Source organism: Agromyces sp. P2_B3, assembly GCF_056404815.1.
On sequence record NZ_JBFUDH010000005.1, the window covers coordinates 100,037 to 119,722 of the forward strand.

General features: G+C 67.7%; 17 protein-coding genes. 9 read left to right on the forward strand and 8 right to left on the reverse strand.

Annotation, left to right across the window (positions count from 1 at the left end; translation table 11 throughout):
* Positions 1-207: 207 nt before the first annotated feature.
* From AC1DZA_RS10130 to AC1DZA_RS10160, 7 genes are all read left to right on the forward strand, one after another.
* Entirely contained in the window at positions 208-1,659 is a 1,452-nt protein-coding gene (locus AC1DZA_RS10130) for an aldehyde dehydrogenase family protein (RefSeq protein WP_476772652.1), read from the forward strand.
* Positions 1,656-2,540, forward strand: a complete 885-nt coding sequence (locus tag AC1DZA_RS10135) for a citryl-CoA lyase (protein ID WP_476772653.1) — start codon at positions 1,656-1,658, stop codon at positions 2,538-2,540. Before AC1DZA_RS10130 ends, AC1DZA_RS10135 begins: the two co-directional genes overlap by 4 nt.
* A gap of 11 nt (positions 2,541-2,551) precedes the next feature.
* A complete protein-coding gene (locus tag AC1DZA_RS10140; protein ID WP_476772654.1) occupies positions 2,552-4,315 on the forward strand; it encodes a thiamine pyrophosphate-binding protein in 1,764 nt (587 codons plus the stop codon).
* Between the two features lie 50 nt (positions 4,316-4,365).
* Positions 4,366-7,086, forward strand: coding sequence for a TIM barrel protein (locus AC1DZA_RS10145; protein ID WP_476772655.1), 2,721 nt, complete (start codon positions 4,366-4,368; stop codon positions 7,084-7,086).
* Between the two features lie 76 nt (positions 7,087-7,162).
* Complete coding sequence (locus tag AC1DZA_RS10150) at positions 7,163-7,768, forward strand: helix-turn-helix domain-containing protein (protein WP_476772656.1); 606 nt, start codon at positions 7,163-7,165, stop codon at positions 7,766-7,768.
* A 63-nt stretch (positions 7,769-7,831) separates the two neighbouring features.
* The gene (locus tag AC1DZA_RS10155; RefSeq protein ID WP_476772731.1) at positions 7,832-8,722 is read left to right on the forward strand and encodes an EamA family transporter; all 891 of its coding nucleotides are present in this window, start codon (positions 7,832-7,834) and stop codon (positions 8,720-8,722) included.
* Entirely contained in the window at positions 8,719-9,096 is a 378-nt protein-coding gene (locus AC1DZA_RS10160) for a Rid family detoxifying hydrolase (RefSeq protein WP_476772657.1), read from the forward strand. The genes AC1DZA_RS10155 and AC1DZA_RS10160 overlap by 4 nt, the downstream gene beginning before the upstream one ends.
* 15 nt (positions 9,097-9,111) lie before the next feature.
* Here the strand turns inward: AC1DZA_RS10160 and AC1DZA_RS10165 are convergent, their stop codons facing one another.
* From AC1DZA_RS10165 to AC1DZA_RS10180, 4 genes are all read right to left on the reverse strand, one after another.
* Positions 9,112-9,873, reverse strand: a complete 762-nt coding sequence (locus AC1DZA_RS10165) for an SDR family oxidoreductase (RefSeq protein ID WP_476772658.1) — start codon at positions 9,871-9,873, stop codon at positions 9,112-9,114.
* Positions 9,874-9,996: 123 nt separating this feature from the next.
* Entirely contained in the window at positions 9,997-10,734 is a 738-nt protein-coding gene (locus AC1DZA_RS10170; protein ID WP_476772659.1) for an alpha/beta fold hydrolase, read from the reverse strand.
* A 51-nt stretch (positions 10,735-10,785) separates the two neighbouring features.
* Positions 10,786-12,225, reverse strand: a complete 1,440-nt coding sequence (locus tag AC1DZA_RS10175; protein WP_476772660.1) for a DHA2 family efflux MFS transporter permease subunit — start codon at positions 12,223-12,225, stop codon at positions 10,786-10,788.
* Positions 12,226-12,230: 5 nt separating this feature from the next.
* Positions 12,231-13,181 carry an alpha/beta hydrolase gene (locus AC1DZA_RS10180; protein WP_476772661.1) on the reverse strand — a complete coding sequence of 317 codons (951 nt, stop codon included), beginning with the start codon at positions 13,179-13,181 and terminating at the stop codon, positions 12,231-12,233.
* A 219-nt stretch (positions 13,182-13,400) separates the two neighbouring features.
* Between AC1DZA_RS10180 and AC1DZA_RS10185 the strand changes: the two genes are divergently transcribed.
* Positions 13,401-14,333, forward strand: a complete 933-nt coding sequence (locus tag AC1DZA_RS10185; RefSeq protein ID WP_476772662.1) for an alpha/beta fold hydrolase — start codon at positions 13,401-13,403, stop codon at positions 14,331-14,333.
* Positions 14,334-14,346: 13 nt separating this feature from the next.
* Here AC1DZA_RS10185 and nrdF read toward each other — a convergent pair whose 3' ends face one another.
* The 4 genes from nrdF to nrdH all read right to left on the reverse strand — a co-directional run bounded on the left by nrdF (position 14,347) and on the right by nrdH (position 18,289).
* The gene (gene nrdF / locus AC1DZA_RS10190) at positions 14,347-15,369 is read right to left on the reverse strand and encodes a class 1b ribonucleoside-diphosphate reductase subunit beta (protein ID WP_476772663.1); all 1,023 of its coding nucleotides are present in this window, start codon (positions 15,367-15,369) and stop codon (positions 14,347-14,349) included.
* Between the two features lie 60 nt (positions 15,370-15,429).
* Positions 15,430-17,562, reverse strand: a complete 2,133-nt coding sequence (gene nrdE / locus AC1DZA_RS10195; protein WP_476772664.1) for a class 1b ribonucleoside-diphosphate reductase subunit alpha — start codon at positions 17,560-17,562, stop codon at positions 15,430-15,432.
* Positions 17,563-17,567: 5 nt separating this feature from the next.
* Positions 17,568-17,984 carry a class Ib ribonucleoside-diphosphate reductase assembly flavoprotein NrdI gene (gene nrdI, locus AC1DZA_RS10200; RefSeq protein ID WP_476762130.1) on the reverse strand — a complete coding sequence of 139 codons (417 nt, stop codon included), beginning with the start codon at positions 17,982-17,984 and terminating at the stop codon, positions 17,568-17,570.
* Positions 17,985-18,055: 71 nt separating this feature from the next.
* Positions 18,056-18,289: a glutaredoxin-like protein NrdH gene (gene nrdH / locus AC1DZA_RS10205; RefSeq protein WP_067873141.1), complete on the reverse strand. Its 234-nt coding sequence runs from the start codon at positions 18,287-18,289 to the stop codon at positions 18,056-18,058.
* Positions 18,290-18,827: 538 nt separating this feature from the next.
* Between nrdH and AC1DZA_RS10210 the strand changes: the two genes are divergently transcribed.
* On the forward strand, positions 18,828-19,556 hold the full coding sequence (locus AC1DZA_RS10210) for a hypothetical protein (RefSeq protein WP_476772665.1): 729 nt from the start codon (positions 18,828-18,830) through the stop codon (positions 19,554-19,556).
* Positions 19,557-19,686 lie beyond the last annotated feature (130 nt).

Genomic DNA, 19,686 nt, shown 5'->3' on the forward strand with positions numbered 1-19,686 from the left:
GGTGAATCCGGCTGGCGCTCGGACGCTAACCCCGAGGGCATGGGCGGGCAACCGCATGACCCATCGAGTGGTACAACTCCCGCCGTCGGCAGCCGCGGCTCTGCGTGGCCGGAGCCCGTTTCTGCCCAATGGGACACGCTTTGTCGCCGACGACGGCGTGTGCCTACCATGCGGCAGTCGGCACAAATGCCCATGGACGGAGTTGTCATGGCCGCTTCAACACCCAAGTCCCTCTCCCCTGAGCAGGAGCAGGAGCTCGATGACGTCTTCGCCCGAGCGCAGGCCGCGCTCGCGATCATCGAGACGTACGACCAGGCTCGCGTCGACCGCCTGATCCAGGCCGTCGCGTGGGCGGTCGCGAACCGCTCCGCATTCCATCGGCTGGTGGGGATGGGAATCGAGGAGTCCGGACTCGGCGACTTCGACAGCCGCATGAACAAGCGGATGAAGATCCGCGGCGTCCTTCGGGATGCGCTCCGGAGTCCCTCGGTCGGGATCATCGAGGAGGATGCCGAGAAGGGGCTCGTCAAGTACGGGAAACCGGTCGGGATAATCGGATGCGTCGTCCCGACGACGAACCCCGACCTGACCCCTGCCGGCAACGCCATCTACGCGATCAAGGCCCGCGACGTCGTGGTGTTCTCCCCGCATCCGCGGTCGAAGCACACGACCTTCGAGACCGTTCGGCTCATGCGCGAGGCGCTGGAGGCGGAGGGCGCGCCGGCCGACATCCTGCAGTGCATCACGCTCCCGAGCCTCGCGGCGTCGCAGGAGATCATGCGGCGATCCGACCTCGTGATCGCCACGGGCGGTCAGGGCCTCGTCCGGGCGGCCTACAGCTCGGGAACGCCCGCCTACGGGGTGGGGGCGGGCAACGCGACCGAGTTCGTCGACGAGACCGCCGACCTGCTGGAGACCGCACGCAACTGCATGCTGTCGAAGACCTCGGACTTCGGCTCGGGCTGCTCCGCGGACGGGAATGTCCTGGTGCCCGCGGGGCGGTATCGCGAGATGCTCGAGGCACTCCAGGCCGAAGGCGGATACCTCGCGACGTCGGAGGAGCGAGCGGCGCTGCAGTCGGTGATGTGGGACGAGGAAGGGCACCGTCTGCCCGACACGGTCGCCGTCTCGCCGCAGGCGCTCGCACGGGCGGCGGGATTCGACATCCCCGCGGATCGCAGGTTCATCCTGGTCGAGGGGGATGGCATCGATGACGACCGCCAATTCTGCAAGGAGAAGCTGACCACCCTGATGGCGGTCCACGCCTACGAGGGCAGCTTCGAGGACGGCGTCGAAGTCGCGAAGCGGCTCTACGACATCGGTGGCAAGGGCCACTCGTGCGGCATCGCCTCGACCGACGATGCGCACATCGACTACTTCGCTCGGCACATGCCGGTCTCGCGCATCATGGTCCGCCAGCCGAACTCGAAGGCGAATGCGGGATCCTTCACGAACGGGATGCCGATGACCTCGTCGATGGGGTGCGGCACGTGGGGCGGCAACATCACCTCCGAGAACGTCTCGCTCCGTCACTACCTGAACACGACGTGGGTCGCGCGCACCATCGCCGAGGACCGGCCATCCGACGAGGAGCTGTTCGGGGACTTCTACGACGCCGCGCTCGAGTCGGCGGACGCGACACTGGCGGCGGCGCCGTGACCGGACCGGCGAACGACGGTGCGGAGCGCAAGCCGATGTCCGGAACGTCGCCGGAAGCCCTCGTCGACGAAGCACGTCGCTGGTGGCGAACGGACATCATCGACATCAGCCCCGGGGAGATCGCGCTGCGCGGCTATCCCATCCAAGAGCTCATCGGCAACGTCGGATTCGTCGACACCATCTGGCTCATGCTGCGCGGTGAGCTGCCGTCGCGCGCTCAAGCGGCCCTCTTCGAGACGGCACTCGTGGCGTCCGTCGACCATGGACCGCAGGCGCCTTCGATCGCGATCGCCCGGATGGCGACGACCTGCGGTCTGCCCGTCAACGGCGCGATGGCGTCGGCGATCAACGTGCTCGACGACGTCCACGGTGGTCCGGGCCAGCAGTGCATGGAGTTGTACCTCGAGATCGACGCCGAGCTCGAACGCACGGGCGACCTCGAGGAGGCGGTCCGGCTCGTCCTGCAACGGCATCGTGATGCGGGCGTCCGCTATTTCCCCGGATTCGGCCATCGATTCCATCCGCTCGATCCACGCTCGCCTCGCCTGCTGGCGCTCGTCGACGCGGCGGCGGCGGAGGGGGTGGTGAGCGGCCGCTTCGCGGAGATCGGCCGCGCGGTCGAGCACGCGATCAACGCGGGCAGGGCCAGGCCCATTCCCATGAACGTCGATGGAGTGACGGCCGTCATCTACTGCGAGCTCGGGTTCACCCCGGAGCTCGGGCGCGGTGTCTTCATCCTCGCGCGCTCGGTGGGCATCCTCGCCCACACCGTCGAGCAACTGACGCAGGGAGGCCGCATCAAGGGTCCGATGCCGAAGTCCATCGGATACACCTACTCGGGTCCGGCTCGCCGATCGGTCCCGCACGAAGGCGACGAATGAAGGAGAACGTCATGAAGGACCTGGTGTCAAACCAGATCGTTCGCTACCTGGAGGCACGCGAGGTCGAGCACGTCTTCGGGCTGTGCGGACACACGAACATCGCGCTGCTCGCAGCCCTCGAGAAGAGCGAACGCATCTCCTTCGTGAACGTGCGTCACGAGCAGATCGCCGCGCATGCCGCCGATGGCTACGCACGGGTGACCAAGCGGGCCGGAGTCGTCCTGACGCACCTCGGCCCCGGCCTGACGAATGCCACGACCGGCGTGGCCAACGCCGCGCTCGACTCGATCCCGATGGTCGTCATCGCGGGCGACGTGCCGACGCACTACTTCGGGAAGCATCCGCACCAGGAGATCAACCTCCACGCCGACGCGGCCCAGTACGAGATCTACCGGCCGTTCGTCAAGCGTGCGTGGCGCGTCGACCAGCCCCACCTCATCGCCGAGGTGCTCGACAAGGCCTTCACCCTCGCGGAGAGCGGCCGGCCCGGGCCCGTCCTCGTCGACGTGCCCATGGACGTGTTCTCCGCGGAGATCGACGTCGCGCTGTTCGACAAGGTGGTCGGCAATACCCGCTCGCTGGTGAAGCCCAGCCTCGATGAAGCGGTCGCCGAGCGGATCGTGTTGAACCTGCTGGATGCCGAGCGGCCAGTGCTGTACGTCGGCGGCGGCATCGTCGCTGCCGACGCGGCATCCGAGCTCGCCGAATTCGCCTCGCTGCTGTCGCTGCCCATCGCGCACAGCCTCATGGGCAAGGGCGCCATGCCCGACGACAGCGCCCTCGTCCTCGGCATGACGGGATTCTGGGGAACGGCGTTCACCAACGAGACGACGCGAACGGCCGACTGGATCCTCGCACTGGGGACCCGCTTCGCCGAAGCCGACTCGAGCTCGTGGTACGCCGAGTACACCTTCGACATCCCCGCCACGAAGCTCATGCAGATCGACGTCGATCCTGCCGAGCTCGGGCGCAACTACCCGCTCGAGATCGGCGCACTGGCCGATCTCAAGTCCGCGCTTGCCGTGCTCGTCCGAGTCGCGCGCCGCCTTGCGCCCGGAGGCGTGCGGCGCGACGAGCTTCTCGCGCAGATCGCCGTGAGCCGCGCGACGGTGAAGCTCCAGAATGCGGCTGCCCAGGCCTCCGACGCGTGGCCGATGCGACCCGAACGGATCCTCTCCGAGACTCGGGAGGTGCTGCCGGCCGATGCGATCATCACCACGGACGTGGGCTGGAACAAGAACGGCGTCGGTCAGCAGTTCGACATCCTCACCCCGGGCACGTTCCTCACGCCGGGCGGCTTCGCGACCATGGGCTTCGGGGCGCCCGCCGCCGTCGGGGCCAAGATCGCCCGCCCGGATCGCGTCGTCGTCTCCCTCGTGGGCGACGGCGGCTTCGGACAGAACCCGGCGGTGCTCGCCACAGCTCGCGAGGAGAACGTTCCCGTCGTCTGGGTCGTGATGAACAACAACGCCTTCGGCACCATCGCGGGGCTCGAGAAGGCTGCGTTCGACACCACCTACGGGACGGTCTTCGGCAACGCGGACGATCCCATGTACACGAACTTCGCCGCGATCGCGGAAGCCTACGGGGTCACCGGCATCAAGGTCGACTCCGCTGCGGAGTTCAAGCCGGCCCTCGAGCGCGCGATCGCACTCGGCAGTCCGGTCGTGATCGACGTGTCCATGGTGAATGTGCCGACGCCGACCACGGGCCACTGGAACATCCTCGACATCTACTCGCCCGATGAGGAGATCGAACACGTCGCGACGCACTGAGCAGCGCGGGTCACCGGCACGAAATCCCTCGCACGTGAGGAGGTTCACTCATGAACGTCGTCCCCGGTGCGCAGAACGTCATCATCTCGACCGTGTGCCTGTCGGGCACGCTCGAAGACAAGTTGCGCGCCGCGGCGGCGGCCGGGTTCGCCGGGGTTGAGATGCTCGAGTACGACCTCGTCATGTCGCCGTGGTCGCCCGCCCGAATGGCCGACGAGGCTGCGAGCCTCGGCCTGTCGGTCGACGTGTATCAGCCGTTCCACGTCGAGACGGTTCCGCCCGATCTCTTCGTCGCCGGCCTGCGTCATGCCGAGCGGAAGTTCGACCTGCTGTCCGAACTGGGCGCGCGCGTCCTCGTGTGCTGCTCGTCGCGAACCGCGAACGGACTCGACGACGACGATCTCACGGCGGAGCAGCTGAACCTCCTGGCGGACCGCGCCGAGCAGCGCGGACTCCGGCTCGCGTACGAGGCCGTGCCATGGGGACGTGTCCGCACCTTCGAGGATGCCTGGCGCATCGTCGAACGCGTCGACCACCCCGCGCTGGGGATGTGCCTCGACAGCTTCCACGTCCTGTCCATCGTGAACGATCCCGCCGTCATCGCCCGAGTGGCCGGCGAGAAGGTGTTCCACGTCCAGCTTGCCGATGCGCCCCGATTGAACATGGATGTTCGCGAGTGGAGCCTCCACTCCCGGATGTTCCCCGGACAGGGCTCGCTCGACGTCGCGGGATTCCTCAGCCGGATCCTGAGGATGGGGTACACCGGCCCGATCGCGCTCGAGGTGTTCAACGATGTCTACCAGCAGGAGGATCCCAGGCACGCCGCCACCGATGCGATGCGATCCATGCTCACGCTCGCCGAGGCGGCCGCCACCCGCGGCACGGGAGACGCGTCCCGGCTGTTCCCTCGCGGCCACCTGCCACCGGCTCCGCGGCTCGAGGGATTCGCGTTCGCCGAGCTCGCCGTTGACGAGGTCTCCGCCCCCCTCGTCTCGCGCGCCCTCGCCGCACTCGGGTTCGCGCATGCCGGGCAGCATCGCTCCAAGCCGGTGCAACTGTGGGAGCAGGGCCGTGCTCGGGTCCTGCTGAATCTCGCCCCCGACCGTTCGGTCGCGCCGGCTACCGCATCGATCAGCGCGCTCGCCGTCGAGAGCACGGACCCGTCCGCCTCGAGCCGACGGGCGGAGCGGCTGCTGGCACCGAAGCTCGCCCGGCGTCGCGGCCCAGACGAGACCGACTTGGACTCCGTGGCCACCCCCGACGGCACGGCGCTGTTCCTCTGCGGCTCCGATCGCGAGCGTGCGTGGCTCGACGACTTCAGTCCGACCGGCGCAGCGGATGACCCCTCCCCCATGCTCGGCGAGATCGATCACGTGTCCATCACGGAGTCGGTCGACGACTTCGATCAGTCCGCCCTGTTCTTTCACGCCGTCCTCGGCCTCGAGCCGGGCGCGTCTTCGGAGATCACTGCTCCCTTCGGTCTCATCCGCAGCTGGTCGGCACGAGATCCGAGTGGACGCGTGCGCATCATGCTCAGCACCACTCCGCTGCGGCGCGGCGATTGGGCGCCCGGGGTCTCGAGCCCGCAACTCGTCGCCTTCGCCACGGAGGACGCGATCGCGTGCGCCGGGATCATGCGCGAGCGCGGAGCACCGATCCTCGAGATGCCGGGCAATTACTATGACGACCTCGACACCCGTCTGTCGCTGCCGACCGAGTTCGTCGACCGGCTGCGCGAGCACTCGATCCTCTACGACCGCGACGAGCATGGGGAGTTCCTGCACTTCTTCACCGAGATGCTGGGCTCGCGCGTCATCTTCGAGGTGGTCCAGCGCGTCGACGGCTATGAGGGATTCGGTGATCCCCACAGTGTTCCGTTGCGCATGGCCGCCCATCGTCGGCAGCGGTTGCGCATGCTGGCGAGTGCACCGACCGAGGCGGCATCCGAAGACCGGCACGACTACTCGCTCGCTCACCTGACCGCGCTGAGCCTGTCTCCTCCTGAACTGGTGGATGCCGCCGCCGCCGCCGGCTACCGCTACGTGGGCGTGCGGATGACCAAGGTCACGGCGCAGGAACCCCACTACCCGCTGGCATACGACCCGGCGTTGATGCGGGCCACGAAGACGCACCTCGCGGCGACCGGCATCGAGGTGCTCGACATCGAGCTCGCGCGCTTCACGTCGGGAGACAGTCCACGCGACTACCTGCGCTTCCTGGAGGCCGGCGCCGAGCTCGGAGCGCGCCACGTCATCACGCAACTGCCGGATGCGGACTTCTCACGCAAGACCGACCGGTTCGCCGAGCTGTGCCAGCTGGCGTTGCCGCTCGGGCTGACCATCGACCTCGAGTTCCCGTCATGGACGGAGACCCCGAACCTGACCGAGGCCACGCGAGTCCTCCGGGCGGCCGACCAACCCAACGCCGGAATGCTCGTCGACCTCCTGCACTTCGCCCGGTCGAGATCCAGCGTCGACGACCTGCGGATGCTTCCACCCGAGTGGTTCCACTACGCCCACGTGTGCGACGCCCCCGGGGAGATCCCCACCACCACGGCAGGGCTGATCCACACGGCACGCTTCGAGCGCCTCTTCCCGGGTGAGGGCGAGATCGACATGCTCGGCATCCTGGCCGCCCTGCCTGCGGGCATCCCGTTCGCGCTCGAGATACCGCGCGCGACGCTCGTGGCTCAGGTGGGCGCGAAGGAGCACGCCCGTCTCGCGATCAGCGCCGCCCGCCGTCACCTCGACGCGGCTCACGTGGTCGTGTGACGATGCGGATGGTGTCGGCCGGGCTGGTGAGCTCCGTGCGTAGATGACTGCACGATCAGTGCAGTATGCTGCACTGATGGGATTGGATGCTGAAGCGCTCGCGGGAGTGATCGGGTCGCGGGTGCGACATGAACGCAACGCTCGGAACTGGACACTCGACCGGCTCGCCGAGGTCGCGGGTGTCAGCCGCCGCATGGTCGTCAACGTCGAGCAGGGCACCGTGAACCCGAGCATCGGCACGCTCCTGCGCTTGAGCGATGCCCTCGGCGTCGGGCTCCCCGCGCTCGTCGAGCCGCCGCACCATGCCCGGACGAAGGTCACTCGCGCCGGCGGCGGAGCCGTCCTGTGGCGCGGCGACGCCGGCGGGCGCGCGGTCCTCGTCGCCGGCACCGAACCACCCGACGTGCTGGAACTCTGGGACTGGACCCTCGAGCCCGGCGAGGAGCATGCCAGCGAGGCGCACTCCGAGGGCACCCGCGAACTGCTGCACGTCCATGAGGGCACACTCGTCATCACATTGGCCGGGGAATCGTTCACCCTCTCGGCCGGCGATGCGCTGACTTTCGTGGGTGACGAGGTGCACTCCTACGCGAATCCCGGGGACCTGCCCTCCCGCTTCTCGCTCGCCGTCTACGAGCCGGGCGTCGGATCCGCACACCGAACGGACGGCGTCGATGGCTGAGTCATCCTCGATCGGAGCATCGTGAGCCGGTCACTGGGCAGCGCGCGCGTGCCCGCATGGTCGATGGCGGTCGCCGCGATGCTGTTGATCCAGCTGTGCAACGCGCTCTCCATCGGGCTCATCGCAGAGGTCGGCGCCGCGGGAACCGCGTGGCTTCGGCTCAGCATGGGCGCACTCGTCCTGATCCTGATCGCCCGGCCGCCGCTGCGTTCGATCCGACGAGCGGATGTCCCTGCGCTGCTCGGACTGGGCATCGCCAGCGGCCTCATGACGACGGCATTCCTCTCGGCGATCGACCGCATCCCCCTCGGGACGGCGGTCGCGATCGAGTTCCTCGGGCCGCTGACGGTCGCGGCGATCCTCAGCCGCAGCCGACGCATGCTGGTGTGGCCCGTGCTCGCGCTCGCGGGCGTGGTGCTGCTCACCGAGCCCTGGCGGGGTGAGATGGACGTGATCGGTGTGGGCTTCGCCGCACTGGCCGGACTCGGCTGGGGTGTCTACATCGTGTTGACCCAACGCGTCGGCGACCGCTTCGCCGGCATCAGCGGCCTGTCCATGACGATCCCGATCGCCGCGATCGTGACGGCGTTCATCGGGGTTCCGCAGTCGTTCGGGCATCTCGACTGGCGTGTGCTGCTGTTCGCGCTCGCACTGGCGCTGCTCGCCCCGGTGCTCGCGTTCGGCCTCGAGATGCTCGCCCTGCGCCGGATGACGCACACCGCCTTCGGAACGCTCATGGCGCTCGAGCCGGCGTTCGGCGTGGTCCTCGGCCTGCTCGTGCAGCACCAGCTGCCGTCGGTTCTGCAGGTCGCTGGCATCCTCCTCGTTGTGCTGGCCGGTGCCGGCGCGCAGCGCGGCGGTGCGCGGGTTCCTGAAGCAACCACCACGCCCTCGCCCTCGCCCTCGCCCTCGCCCTCGGCATTGGACTCGCCTCCGTCTAGGCTGCTGCCGTGACCCGAACCGCCGTCTTCGATCCGCATGCCCCCGAACCGGTCGGCCCGTACTCGCATGCCGCGGTCGGAGCCGATGGAACGCTGTTCCTCTCCGGCCAGACCCCGATCGATCCCTCGACCGGACGACTCGTCGACGGCGACGTGGCGACGCAGACGCGACAGGTCTTCGCGAACCTCGCGTCCGTGCTGTCGGCTGCCGGGCGAACGCTCGACGACGTCACGAAGGTCAACGTGTACCTGGTCGACATGGCTGACTTCGCGGCGATGAACTGCGTCTACTCGACGATCTTCAGCGCGCCGTATCCGGCGCGCACGACCGTGGCCGTGGCCGGCCTGCCGCTCGGCGCGCGAGTGGAGATCGAGCTGGTCGCGTAGTGCGCCGCGCCCACCTCATTGGACTTGATCGGTCGGGCGCACGAGGATCTCGTTGACCGACACGTGGTCGGGTTGGCTGAGCGCGTAGACGATCGCCTCGGCGATGTCCTCGGGCCGGAGCGTGCGCATCGAGGCGGCGATGTCGGCAGCGGCGGCCTGCATGGTCGGGTCGGTGATGTGGCTCGTGAGCTCGGTGTCGACGAAGCCGGGCTGGATGACGATCACTCGGACACCGCGGCGGGTGACCTCTTGGCGCAGTGACTCGGAGAAGGCGCTGATGCCGAACTTCGTGGCGGCATACACGCCGCTGCCGAGTGACGCGGAACGAGCAGCGGTCGACGACACCTGAACGACCGCGCCCTTCGTCTCGAGCAGGTGAGGCAGCGCAGCGTGGACGGCATACATCGAGCCGAGCAGGTTGGTGTCGATCATGCGCTGCCACTCGCGCACGTCGGCGCCGAGGATCAGGCCGCTCTGCATGAGGCCGGCGTTGTTGACCAGCGCGTCGAGCCGGCCGAAGTGGTGGACGGTCTCCGCCACGGCACGCTGGACCGACTCGAGGTCGGTGACGTCGAGCTGGAGCGGCAGGACTTCGCCGGGGGCGCTGCCGACGAGGCTGGCGAGCCGATCGACGCGACGTGCGCCGATCGCGACGCGCGCGCCGGCGGCCGACAGCGCCAGCGCGACCTCGCGACCGATGCCCGAGGACGCACCGGTCACGAGGATGACCTTTCCCGCGAGTGAGCGGTGAGCCTCGATGGATTCCGTGAAGTTCACAATGGTTCCTTCCGGCGGGCCTGTGACCCGCATCTGCAAGTGGTCGAGCGTGGAGACGCTGCGGGTGCGCGGGACCTCGGCAGTCGGCCCGCGCACCCGCGGCGTCCAGTGATGCGGCAGCGGTTACGCGGCCGCTCGGTCCTGGTTCACCCCGCGGATCGCGTCGAGGATGGTGGCCGCGACCGCCTCCGGCTGCGAGACGCTGACCGCGTGCGAGGCGCCCGCGAGTTCGGTCGTGCCTCGCGAGCCCGCGCGTTCGGCGCCGGCACGGTGCACCGCGACGGGGATGTTGCGGTCCTCGCTGCCGAACACGTGCCATGACGGGCGGTCCTTCCACCCGGGCGTCGCCGCCTGCACGGCGTCCTTCAGAGCCGCTTCGGTCACCGGCCGCTGGGTCGCGCCCATCAGGCCGGCGACTTGCACGGGCACGTCCGCGGCGAACTGGTCCCGGAACAGCGGTCGGCGGATGACGAGTTCCACGCCGCCGGTCGAGATCGGGTGCGCGTCGAGGGCGTCGCCGAGCGTGGAGCCCGGTTCGCTCGCGGAGAGGGAGAAGGCGCTGTCGCCGGGCTCGGGCACGAAGGCGCCGGCGTACACCAGGCCGACGACCTGGTCGTTTCCTGCCGAGGCCTCGCTGATCACGAGGCCGCCGTAGGAGTGGCCGACGAGCAGGACGGGCCCGTCGATGGAGGCGACGACGTCGCGCACGTACGCGGCGTCGCCGGCGAGGCTGCGGAGCGGATTGGCGACCGCCACGGAGGTGACGCCTTCCGCGTAGAGGGCCGCGATGACGCCGTTCCAGCTGGCGGACTCGGCGAATGCGCCGTGCACGAACACGACGGTCGGCTTCTGATCTGACATGACTGTTCCCCTTCTCGAATCACCCCCACCCAGCGCGGACGCGATACCAACTCAGACCACGCGGGAAGCGCTGGTGTGACCGCTTGGGCGGAGATCGTGATCTGACCGCGGTTCGGTGAATCCAGTGCGGCGCCTCGTGTCCCGGATGCCGACCGCGGAGATCGCACCTCCGAGGATCATGGCGACGGCCGCGGACGCGACGAGGCGGTGGAAGCTGTCGAGGTCGATCGTCGCGGACCCACCGAGAGTCGCGGCGAGGGCGACGGCGATGAGCCCGGCCACCCGGGACACGGCGTTGTTGGTCGCTGAGGCGATGCCCGAGTGCGTCGGATCGACCGCACCGAGGATCGTCGCCGTCAGCGGTGCGACCGTGAGGGCCATGCCGAACCCGAAGACGAGCACGGCTGGGAGCACCTGCGTCAGGTACTCGGCCTCGTCGGTGATCGCGAGCATCAGCGCGAACCCGAAGCCTGCGATCACGGGTCCCGCGCCCATCAGGAGACGGGCGCCCAGACGTCCGCTCAACCGTCCGATGTACGCGGAAAAGCCGATCAACACGAGGCTCGAGGGAATCATCGCGAGGCCGGCCATCGTGGCCGAGTAGCCGGCGCTCTGCTGGAGGAAGACCGCCAGCGCGAAGGTGCCCAGCGACAGTCCTCCGTAGATGAAGAAGGTCGCGACGTTCCCGACCGTGAAGTTCCGTGCTCGGAAGATCCCCATCGGCAGCATCGGTTGCGAGGTCCGCAGCTCCCACAGGACGAACCCGACGAAGCTCGCGCCACCGACGATCACCGCAGCGAGGATGATCGGCGAGTCCCATCCGAACCGGGAGTGCTCGATGAGCGCGAACACCGGAAGTCCGAGACCCGCGACGCCGAGCAGGGCACCGACGACGTCCACGCGAGCGCCGGGCGATCGCGGCGGATCCTCCTGGAGCCGAGACGCGAGCGCGACGGCGAACGCGATCGGCAGCACGTTGACACCGAAGACCCACCGCCAGGACAGTGCATCGACGAGCACTCCGCCGAGTGCCGGCCCGGCGATGGTGGCGATGCTCGTGAACGCCGTCCAGCTCCCGATCGCACGGCCCTGCTTGTCGGCCGGGAAGGCGTCGAGGATGAGGGCGAGCGAGCTCGGCACCAGGAGGGCGCCGAAGACCCCCTTCAGGCCGCGCACGAGGATGAGCGTCTCGACGGTGGGCGCGATCGCACAGGCCACGGAGGTGAGTCCGAAGCCGATGAGCCCGGTCATGAGCACCCGCTTGCGGCCGAACAGGTCGGAGAGCGACCCCGCGAGCAGGATGAATGCGCCGAGGCTCAGGAGGTAGGAGTCCACGACCCATTGCTGGGAGGAGAGCCCGCCTCCGAGATCGGCGCTGATCGCCGGCAACGCGATGTTCACCGCGCTCCCGTCCAGGAACGCGGCGAACGACGCGAGGATGGCGACCGACAGTACCGTCCGCTGTGGCGCGGTCGTCCATCTGGTCATCATCGTGTTCAGGCGCGGCCGAGGGCCTTGCGGAGCACGTGCACCGCCTGCTCGACCGCGGCGGTCACGGCCGGCGAGGGGCGGAGCGGGTTCAGCATCATGAAGTCGTGCAGCGTGTCGTTGTACCGCACGCTCGTGGTCCGCACGCCCGCCTCCACGAGGCGCCGCGCATACGCTTCGCCCTCGTCGCGGAGCACGTCGTTCTCGTCGGTGATCACGAACGCCTCGGGGAGCCCGGTCAGCTGCTCGATCGTGGCGCGAAGCGGCGACGCCGTGATGTCGCTCCGCTTCGCGACATCCGGCAGGTAGCTGTCCCAGAACCAGGCCATGGCGGCCGCCGTCAGGTACGGGCCGTCGGCGAACTCGCGGTAGCTGTCGGTGTCCTGCGCGGCATCGGTGACCGGGTAGTAGAGCGACTGGTGCACGAACGACACGTCGCCGCGTTCCTTGGCGAGGATCGCGACGACCGCGGTCATGTTGCCGCCGACCGAGTCGCCGGCCACGGCGAGCCGCGTCGCGTCGAGGCCCTTCTCAGCGCCCGATTCGGTGATCCACTGCGCGGTCGCGTAGGCCTGTTCGATGGCGACCGGATGCTGCGCCTCCGGCGAACGGTCGTACTCGACGAACACCACTGCAGCGTCGACCCCGACGGCGATCTCGCGCACGAGGCGGTCGTGGGTGGCGGCGTTGCCGATGACCCAGCCGCCGCCGTGGATGTAGAGGATCGTCGGCAGCAGGCCGGTCGATCCGGTCGGCTTGACGATCCGAACGCGCACGTCGCCGACGGCGGCGGGGACGGTGATCCATTCCTCGTCGACGTCGGGCTTCGCGATCGGCGCGGCCTGCAGGTCGTCGAGGACCTTTCGCGCGCCTTCCGCGCCGAGCTGGTAGAGGAACGGGGGTGTCGAGGTGGCGTCGGCGATGGCCTGCGCCTCGGGGTCGAGGATGTGCGCGTGCATGATCGTGCCTTTCGTGGTCGGCGGTGAGGACAGGCGCATCCGGCGGACGCTCCTGTCAAGGAGGACCGGACCGCACGCCGCCCTGTGACGAACACATCGGCGAGGGACGACGCCGTCGCCACGGTCACGTTCGCGCGTCCTGGCCGGTCGAAGCTGATGACCGGTTCGTCCGAGCCGCGTTCAACGCGCCACTCCCCATTCCACGACAAGGAGCAGATCATGAGCCCGATCCCCCGACTACTGCCCCTGCGACACGTCGAAACGGCACACCTCGACGTCGCCTACTTCGAAGCCGGTCCGGAAGACGGCCCACCCGTGCTGCTGCTGCACGGGTTCCCGTACGACATCCACAGCTACGTCGACGTCGCACCGATGCTGGCCGACGCCGGATTCCGCGTCATCGTGCCCTCCCTGCGCGGGCACGGCGACACCCGGTTCTCGGGCGACTCAGTCCCACGCACCGGGCAGCAGGCCGCGCTGGGACAGGATGTCATCGAGCTCATGGACGCCCTCCGGATTCCGCAGGCGATCCTCGCGGGGTACGACTGGGGCGGCCGTGCGGCATGCGTCGTCGCAGCGCTGTGGCCCGAGCGCGTCACCGCCCTCGTGTCGGTCAACGGGTATCTCATCCAGGAAATCAGCGCCTCGATGCAACCGATCCGCCCTGACCTCGAAGCGGGCTTCTGGTACTTCTTCTATTTCCTCACCGAGCGCGGTCGCGCGGGCCTGACCGAGAACCGCCGCGGCATCGCGGAGGTGATCTGGCGCCGGAACTCCCCCGACTGGGACTTCACTGACGCTGAGCTCGACCGAGCGGCGGCTGCGTTCGAGAACCCCGACTTCGTCGACGTCGTGATCCATTCCTACCGGCACCGTCTGTTCCACGTCCCCGGGGCCTCGGAGTACTCCCGGCTCGAGGCGCAGTTGGCGCAGCTCCCCTCGATCACCACGCCGACCATTACCCTCGATGGACTCGCCGACGGCAATTTCCCCGCACGCGACGCCGCCACCGCCGGTGCACGCTTCACCGGCCCGTACGAGCACCGACAGGTGCCGCTCGCCGGCCACAACCTGCCGCAGGAAGCCCCGCTCGCGTTCGCCGAGGCAATCCGGAGCGCGGCGGAACTCGCGGCCCGGCGCCCTGCCGCGTAGCGCGCTGCCTGCGCTAGAAGTCCCAGTCCTCGTCTTCCGTGACGACGGCCTTGCCGATCACGTACGACGAGCCCGAACCCGAGAAGAAGTCGTGGTTCTCGTCGGCGTTCGGCGAGAGCGCCGAGAGGATCGCGGGGTTCACGTCGGTCACGGTCTTCGGGAACATCGGCTCGTAGCCGAGGTTCATGAGGGCCTTGTTCGCGTTGTAGTGCAGGAACTTCTTGACGTCTTCGGTCAGGCCGACGCCGTCGTAGAGGTCCTGCGTGTACTGCACCTCGTTGTCGTAGAGCTCGTAGAGCAGCGAGAACGTGTAGTCCTTGAGGTCGTCGCGCTCCTGCTGGCTGACCAGCTCGAGCCCCTTCTGGAACTTGTAGCCGATGTAGTACCCGTGCACGGCCTCGTCGCGGATGATGAGGCGGATCAGGTCGGCCGTGTTGGTCAGCTTCGCCCGCGACGACCAGTACATCGGCAGGTAGAAGCCCGAGTAGAAGAGGAACGACTCGAGCAGCGTCGAGGCGACCTTGCGCTTCAGCGGCGAGTCGCCCTGGTAGTACTCCATGACGATCGAGGCCTTCTTCTGAAGGTTCTCGTTCTCGACCGACCAGCGGAACGCGTCGTCGATGTCCTTCGTCGAGCACAGCGTCGAGAAGATCGACGAGTAGCTCTTCGCGTGCACCGACTCCATGAACGCGATGTTCGTGTACACGGCCTCTTCGTGCGGCGTGAGCGAGTCGGGGATCAGCGACACCGCGCCCACCGTGCCCTGGATCGTGTCGAGCAGCGTCAGCCCCGTGAACACGCGCATCGTGAGCGTCTGCTCGTCGGGCGTCAGCGTGTTCCACGACTGGATGTCGTTCGACAGCGGCACCTTCTCGGGCAGCCAGAAGTTGTTCACCAGGCGGTTCCAGACCTCGAGGTCCTTGTCGTCCTGGATCTTGTTCCAGTTGATCGCGTTGACGTGGTCGACGAGCTTGATCTTGCCGCCGGCGTGCGCCGGGTCGTTCTTGGCCGAGTTGACCGGATCGGTGAGAGTCATGTCAGTTCCTTCTGAACGGATGTCGCGAGCGGGCGAATCTTCGAACGTGAGCGGTGACCGCTACAGCGTGCAGCTCACGCACATGTCCAGCTCGGTCCCCTCGAGGGCCATCTGGCGCAGGCGGATGTAGTAGATGGTCTTGATGCCCTTCTTCCACGCGTAGATCTGCGCCTTGTTGATGTCGCGCGTCGTCGCCGTGTCCTTGAAGAACAGCGTGAGCGAGAGGCCCTGGTCGACGTGCTGCGTCGCCGCGGCGTAGGTGTCGATGACCTTCTCGTAGCCGATCTCGTAGGCGTCCTGGTAGTACTCGAGGTTGTCGTTCGTCATGAACGCCGCCGGGTAGTAGACGCGCCCGAGCTTGCCCTCCTTGCGGATCTCGATCTTCGAGGCGATCGGGTGGATCGACGCCGTCGAGTTGTTGATGTACGAGATCGATCCTGTGGGCGGCACGGCCTGCAGGTTCTGGTTGTAGATGCCGTGCTCCTGGATGGAGGCCTTCAGCTCCTGCCAGTCCTGCTGCGTGGGGATGTGCACGCCGGCGTCGGCGAAGAGCTGCGTGACCTTCGCGGTCTCGGGCACCCACGCGGCATCCGTGTACTTGTCGAAGAATTCACCCGACGCGTACTTGGAGTCCCAGAAGCCGTCGAACACCTCGCCGCGCTCGATGGAGATCCGGTTCGAGGCGCGCAGCGCGTGGAACAGCACCGTGTAGAAGTAGATGTTCGTGAAGTCGACGCCCTCTTCGCTGCCGTAGAAGACGCGCTCGCGGGCGAGGTAGCCGTGCAGGTTCATCTGGCCGAGGCCGATGGCGTGCGACTTGTCGTTGCCGTCTTCGATGGAGCGCACGGATGCGATGTGGCTCTGGTTCGACACCGACGTGAGGCCGCGGATGGCGGTCTCGACGGTCTTGCCGAAGTCGGGCGAGTCCATCGTGAGGGCGATGTTCAGCGAACCGAGGTTGCAGCTGATGTCCTTGCCGATCTGGTTGTACGAGAGGTCTTCGTTGTAGGTCGTCGGCGTGTTGACCTGGAGGATCTCGGAGCACAGGTTCGACATGTTGATGCGGCCCTTGATCGGGTTCGCCTTGTTCACCGTGTCCTCGAACACGATGTAGGGGTATCCGCTCTCGAACTGGATCTCGGCGAGGGTCTGGAAGAACTCGCGCGCGTTGATCTTCGTCTTCTTGATGCGCGGGTCGTCGACCATGGCGCGGTAGTTCTCGGTGATCGGCACGTCGCCGAACGGCTTGCCGTAGACCTTCTCGACGTCGTACGGCGAGAAGAGGTACATGTCCTCGTTGTTCTTCGCCAGCTCGAACGTGATATCGGGCACGACGACACCGAGCGACAGGGTCTTGATGCGGATCTTCTCGTCGGCGTTCTCGCGCTTGGTGTCGAGGAACCGCATGATGTCGGGGTGGTGCGCGCTGAGGTACACCGCGCCGGCGCCCTGGCGAGCGCCGAGCTGGTTGGCGTAGCTGAAGCTGTCTTCGAGCAGCTTCATGACGGGGATGATGCCCGACGACTGGTTCTCGATCTGCTTGATGGGAGCACCCGACTCGCGGATGTTGCTGAGCAGCAGTGCGACGCCGCCGCCACGCTTCGACAGCTGGAGCGCCGAGTTGATGCCGCGGGCGATCGACTCCATGTTGTCCTCGATGCGGAGCAGGAAGCAGGAGACGAGCTCGCCGCGCTGCGCCTTGCCCGTGTTGAGGAACGTGGGGGTGGCCGGCTGGAAGCGACCGGCGATGATCTCCTCGACCAGGTCGGTGGCGAGCTGCTCGTCGCCCTGCGCGAGGCCGAGCGCGGTCATGACGACGCGGTCCTCGAAGCGCTCGAGGTACCGCTTGCCGTCGAAGGTCTTCAGCGTGTAGCTCGTGTAGTACTTGAACGCGCCGAGGAACGTCTCGAAGCGGAACTTCTTCGAGTACGCGAGGTCGTTGAGCCGCTGGATGAAGGCGAAGTCGTACTGCGCCAGCACCTCGGGCTCGTAGTACTCCTTCTCGACGAGGTAGTCGAGGCGCTCCTTCAGGGAGTGGAAGAAGACCGTGTTCTGGTTGACGTGCTGGAGGAAGTACTCGCGCGCTGCCTCACGGTCCTTCTCGAACTGGATCTCGCCGTTCGGGCCGTAGAGGTTGAGCATCGCGTTGAGCGAGTGGTAGTCCATGCCACTGGCCACGCGGGGCGCGTCCATGAGGGCTACGCCGTCAGTTGCTGCTGAGTCGACCAAAATGCGTCCAATCCTTCGTCGACGGCGCGAACGTCGTCTGGGGTTCCGAATACTTCGAAGCGATAGAGGTGGGGCACCCCGGTCTTCCTGGCGATGACATCGCCGGCGAGTCCGTAGGCGCTCCCGAAGTTGGTGTTGCCGGCGGCGATGACGCCGCGCAGCAGGGCGCGATTGTGCGGGTCGTTCAGGAACCTGATGACCTGCTTGGGCACCGCACCGTGGCCGTCGCCGCCACCGTAGGTGGGCACGACCAGCACGAAGGGTTCCTCAGCGCGCAGCGCGTCGTCGCGCGCAAGCAGCGGAATCCTCGCTGCCGGGCGGCCCAGTTTCTCGATGAAGCGCTTGGTGTTGCCCGAGACGCTCGAGAAGTAGACCAGGTTCGTCATGGTGCATCCTTCGCCGCATTCCCGTTGTTCCGGCTCTGCGATCCGTTGCCGCTGCCGTATCGGGCCGCGGGTCAGGCGAGACGAGAGGCGAGTTCGGCGATCTTGTCGGGGCGGAAGCCCGACCAGTGGTCTTCGTCGGTGATGACGACCGGGGCCTGCAGGTAACCCAGCTCCTTGACGTGCGCGAGGGCGCCCTCGTCGGTGGAGACGTCGAGCACTTCGTACTCGATGCCCTTGCTGTCGAGCGCGCGATACGTCGCGTTGCACTGGACGCAGGAAGGCTTGGTGTAGACCGTGACCGTCATGGTTTCCCCTCGTTCTCTTCGTGTTCTCGAGCCCCGGAGGAGCCCGCCCCCGTACTGCTGTTTTCGCTTCCTCAATACTACATCTAGTGCCTGCGGAACTGAACCGCCACAACATGCTGTAGTTACATTCGTGTAGTTTTCCACGGGTTTCTCCACCGTTCATCCCCAGCCGGATGCCCCGGTGATCCGCGGATTCTCGCGGGGACCCGATGGGTTATCCACAACCCGGCCGTTTCGGGATTTCTCGCCTGTGGATGGAATCCCCGGCGTGTCGCGATTCCCGACCCCTTGGGGCTCCTGGATGCCGCGACCCCTACATATGGTGTTGTGACTTCATGCTGCCACCACCCACCGACATCGCGGCGGGGGCGCTGCGCGTGTCGCGGGGCGCGGACGCGGCATCCGCTCGCCCCGCTCGTCTCGGGCGTATCCGACGACTGAGCAGCCTCGCGAGAGGACGCGATCTGCGGGTATGAGGCCCCGTCGACCCGCGAATCGCGTCCTCTCGAGCTACGTGCCCGCCACTACGGTTGACCCCATGCAGATCACGGCGGGCGTCCCGTTCGAGTGGAGCGTCCGGCTCTCCCCGAGGCGCCGCCCCGGGCTGCCCCGCCGGCGTCGCCCGGCCTACCGGGTGCTCACCGTGATCCCCGTCTGCGTGCTGGCGAGCGCCGTGATCATCGTCACCGGAACGGACCTCGCAGCGCTCGGCGCCGTCGCCCTCGTCGTCTCGCTCTTCGTGACGACGTGGTTCGCGCTGGTCTTCGCCAGTGCCTCGGGAGGTCGGACTCGCTACCGCGCCCTCCGCGAGGAGATGGGCAAAGATGGCGTCGCGCTCCGAAGCACCACATGGATCGACTCCGGCGTCCCCTTCTCAGCATCCGAGCAGGACGACGGGCGCAAGCCCGGCCGACGTCACCAGATGCTTGCATTCACCCCCGCCGGTCTCGAATTCCGCGAGCGCCCCATCGGCGGCGCGAACGGCGCAACCCTGCTTCCGTACGACGCCATTGACCACGTCGTGGTCGGCACGGCCACCTTCAGCGACTGGACCGAGCGGGCCGTGCTCATCGCCGGGCGGATTGAGGGGCGACCGGCGGAGTTCGGCATCGTCCCCGTCAACGAGTCGTCGCTCCTGATCTCACCGGTGACGGATGCCGCGTACCGTGCGCTGCTCGACCGGCTCATCACGTGCGCGAAGTCGGGCGGCCTGGTCTCGGCATCGCTCGACGGACATCGAGCTGAGGGCACGAGCCCGGCCGCGTAGCCTCTCGCTGCCGCAGGGGCGCCGCCTGGACGCGTGAGATGACGCGAACCGTCGTTCCCACACCATCCGAACGTCGATTCGCGTCACCTCACGCGGCGACTGCGCGGTACAGCGGCGACTGGGCGGTGGA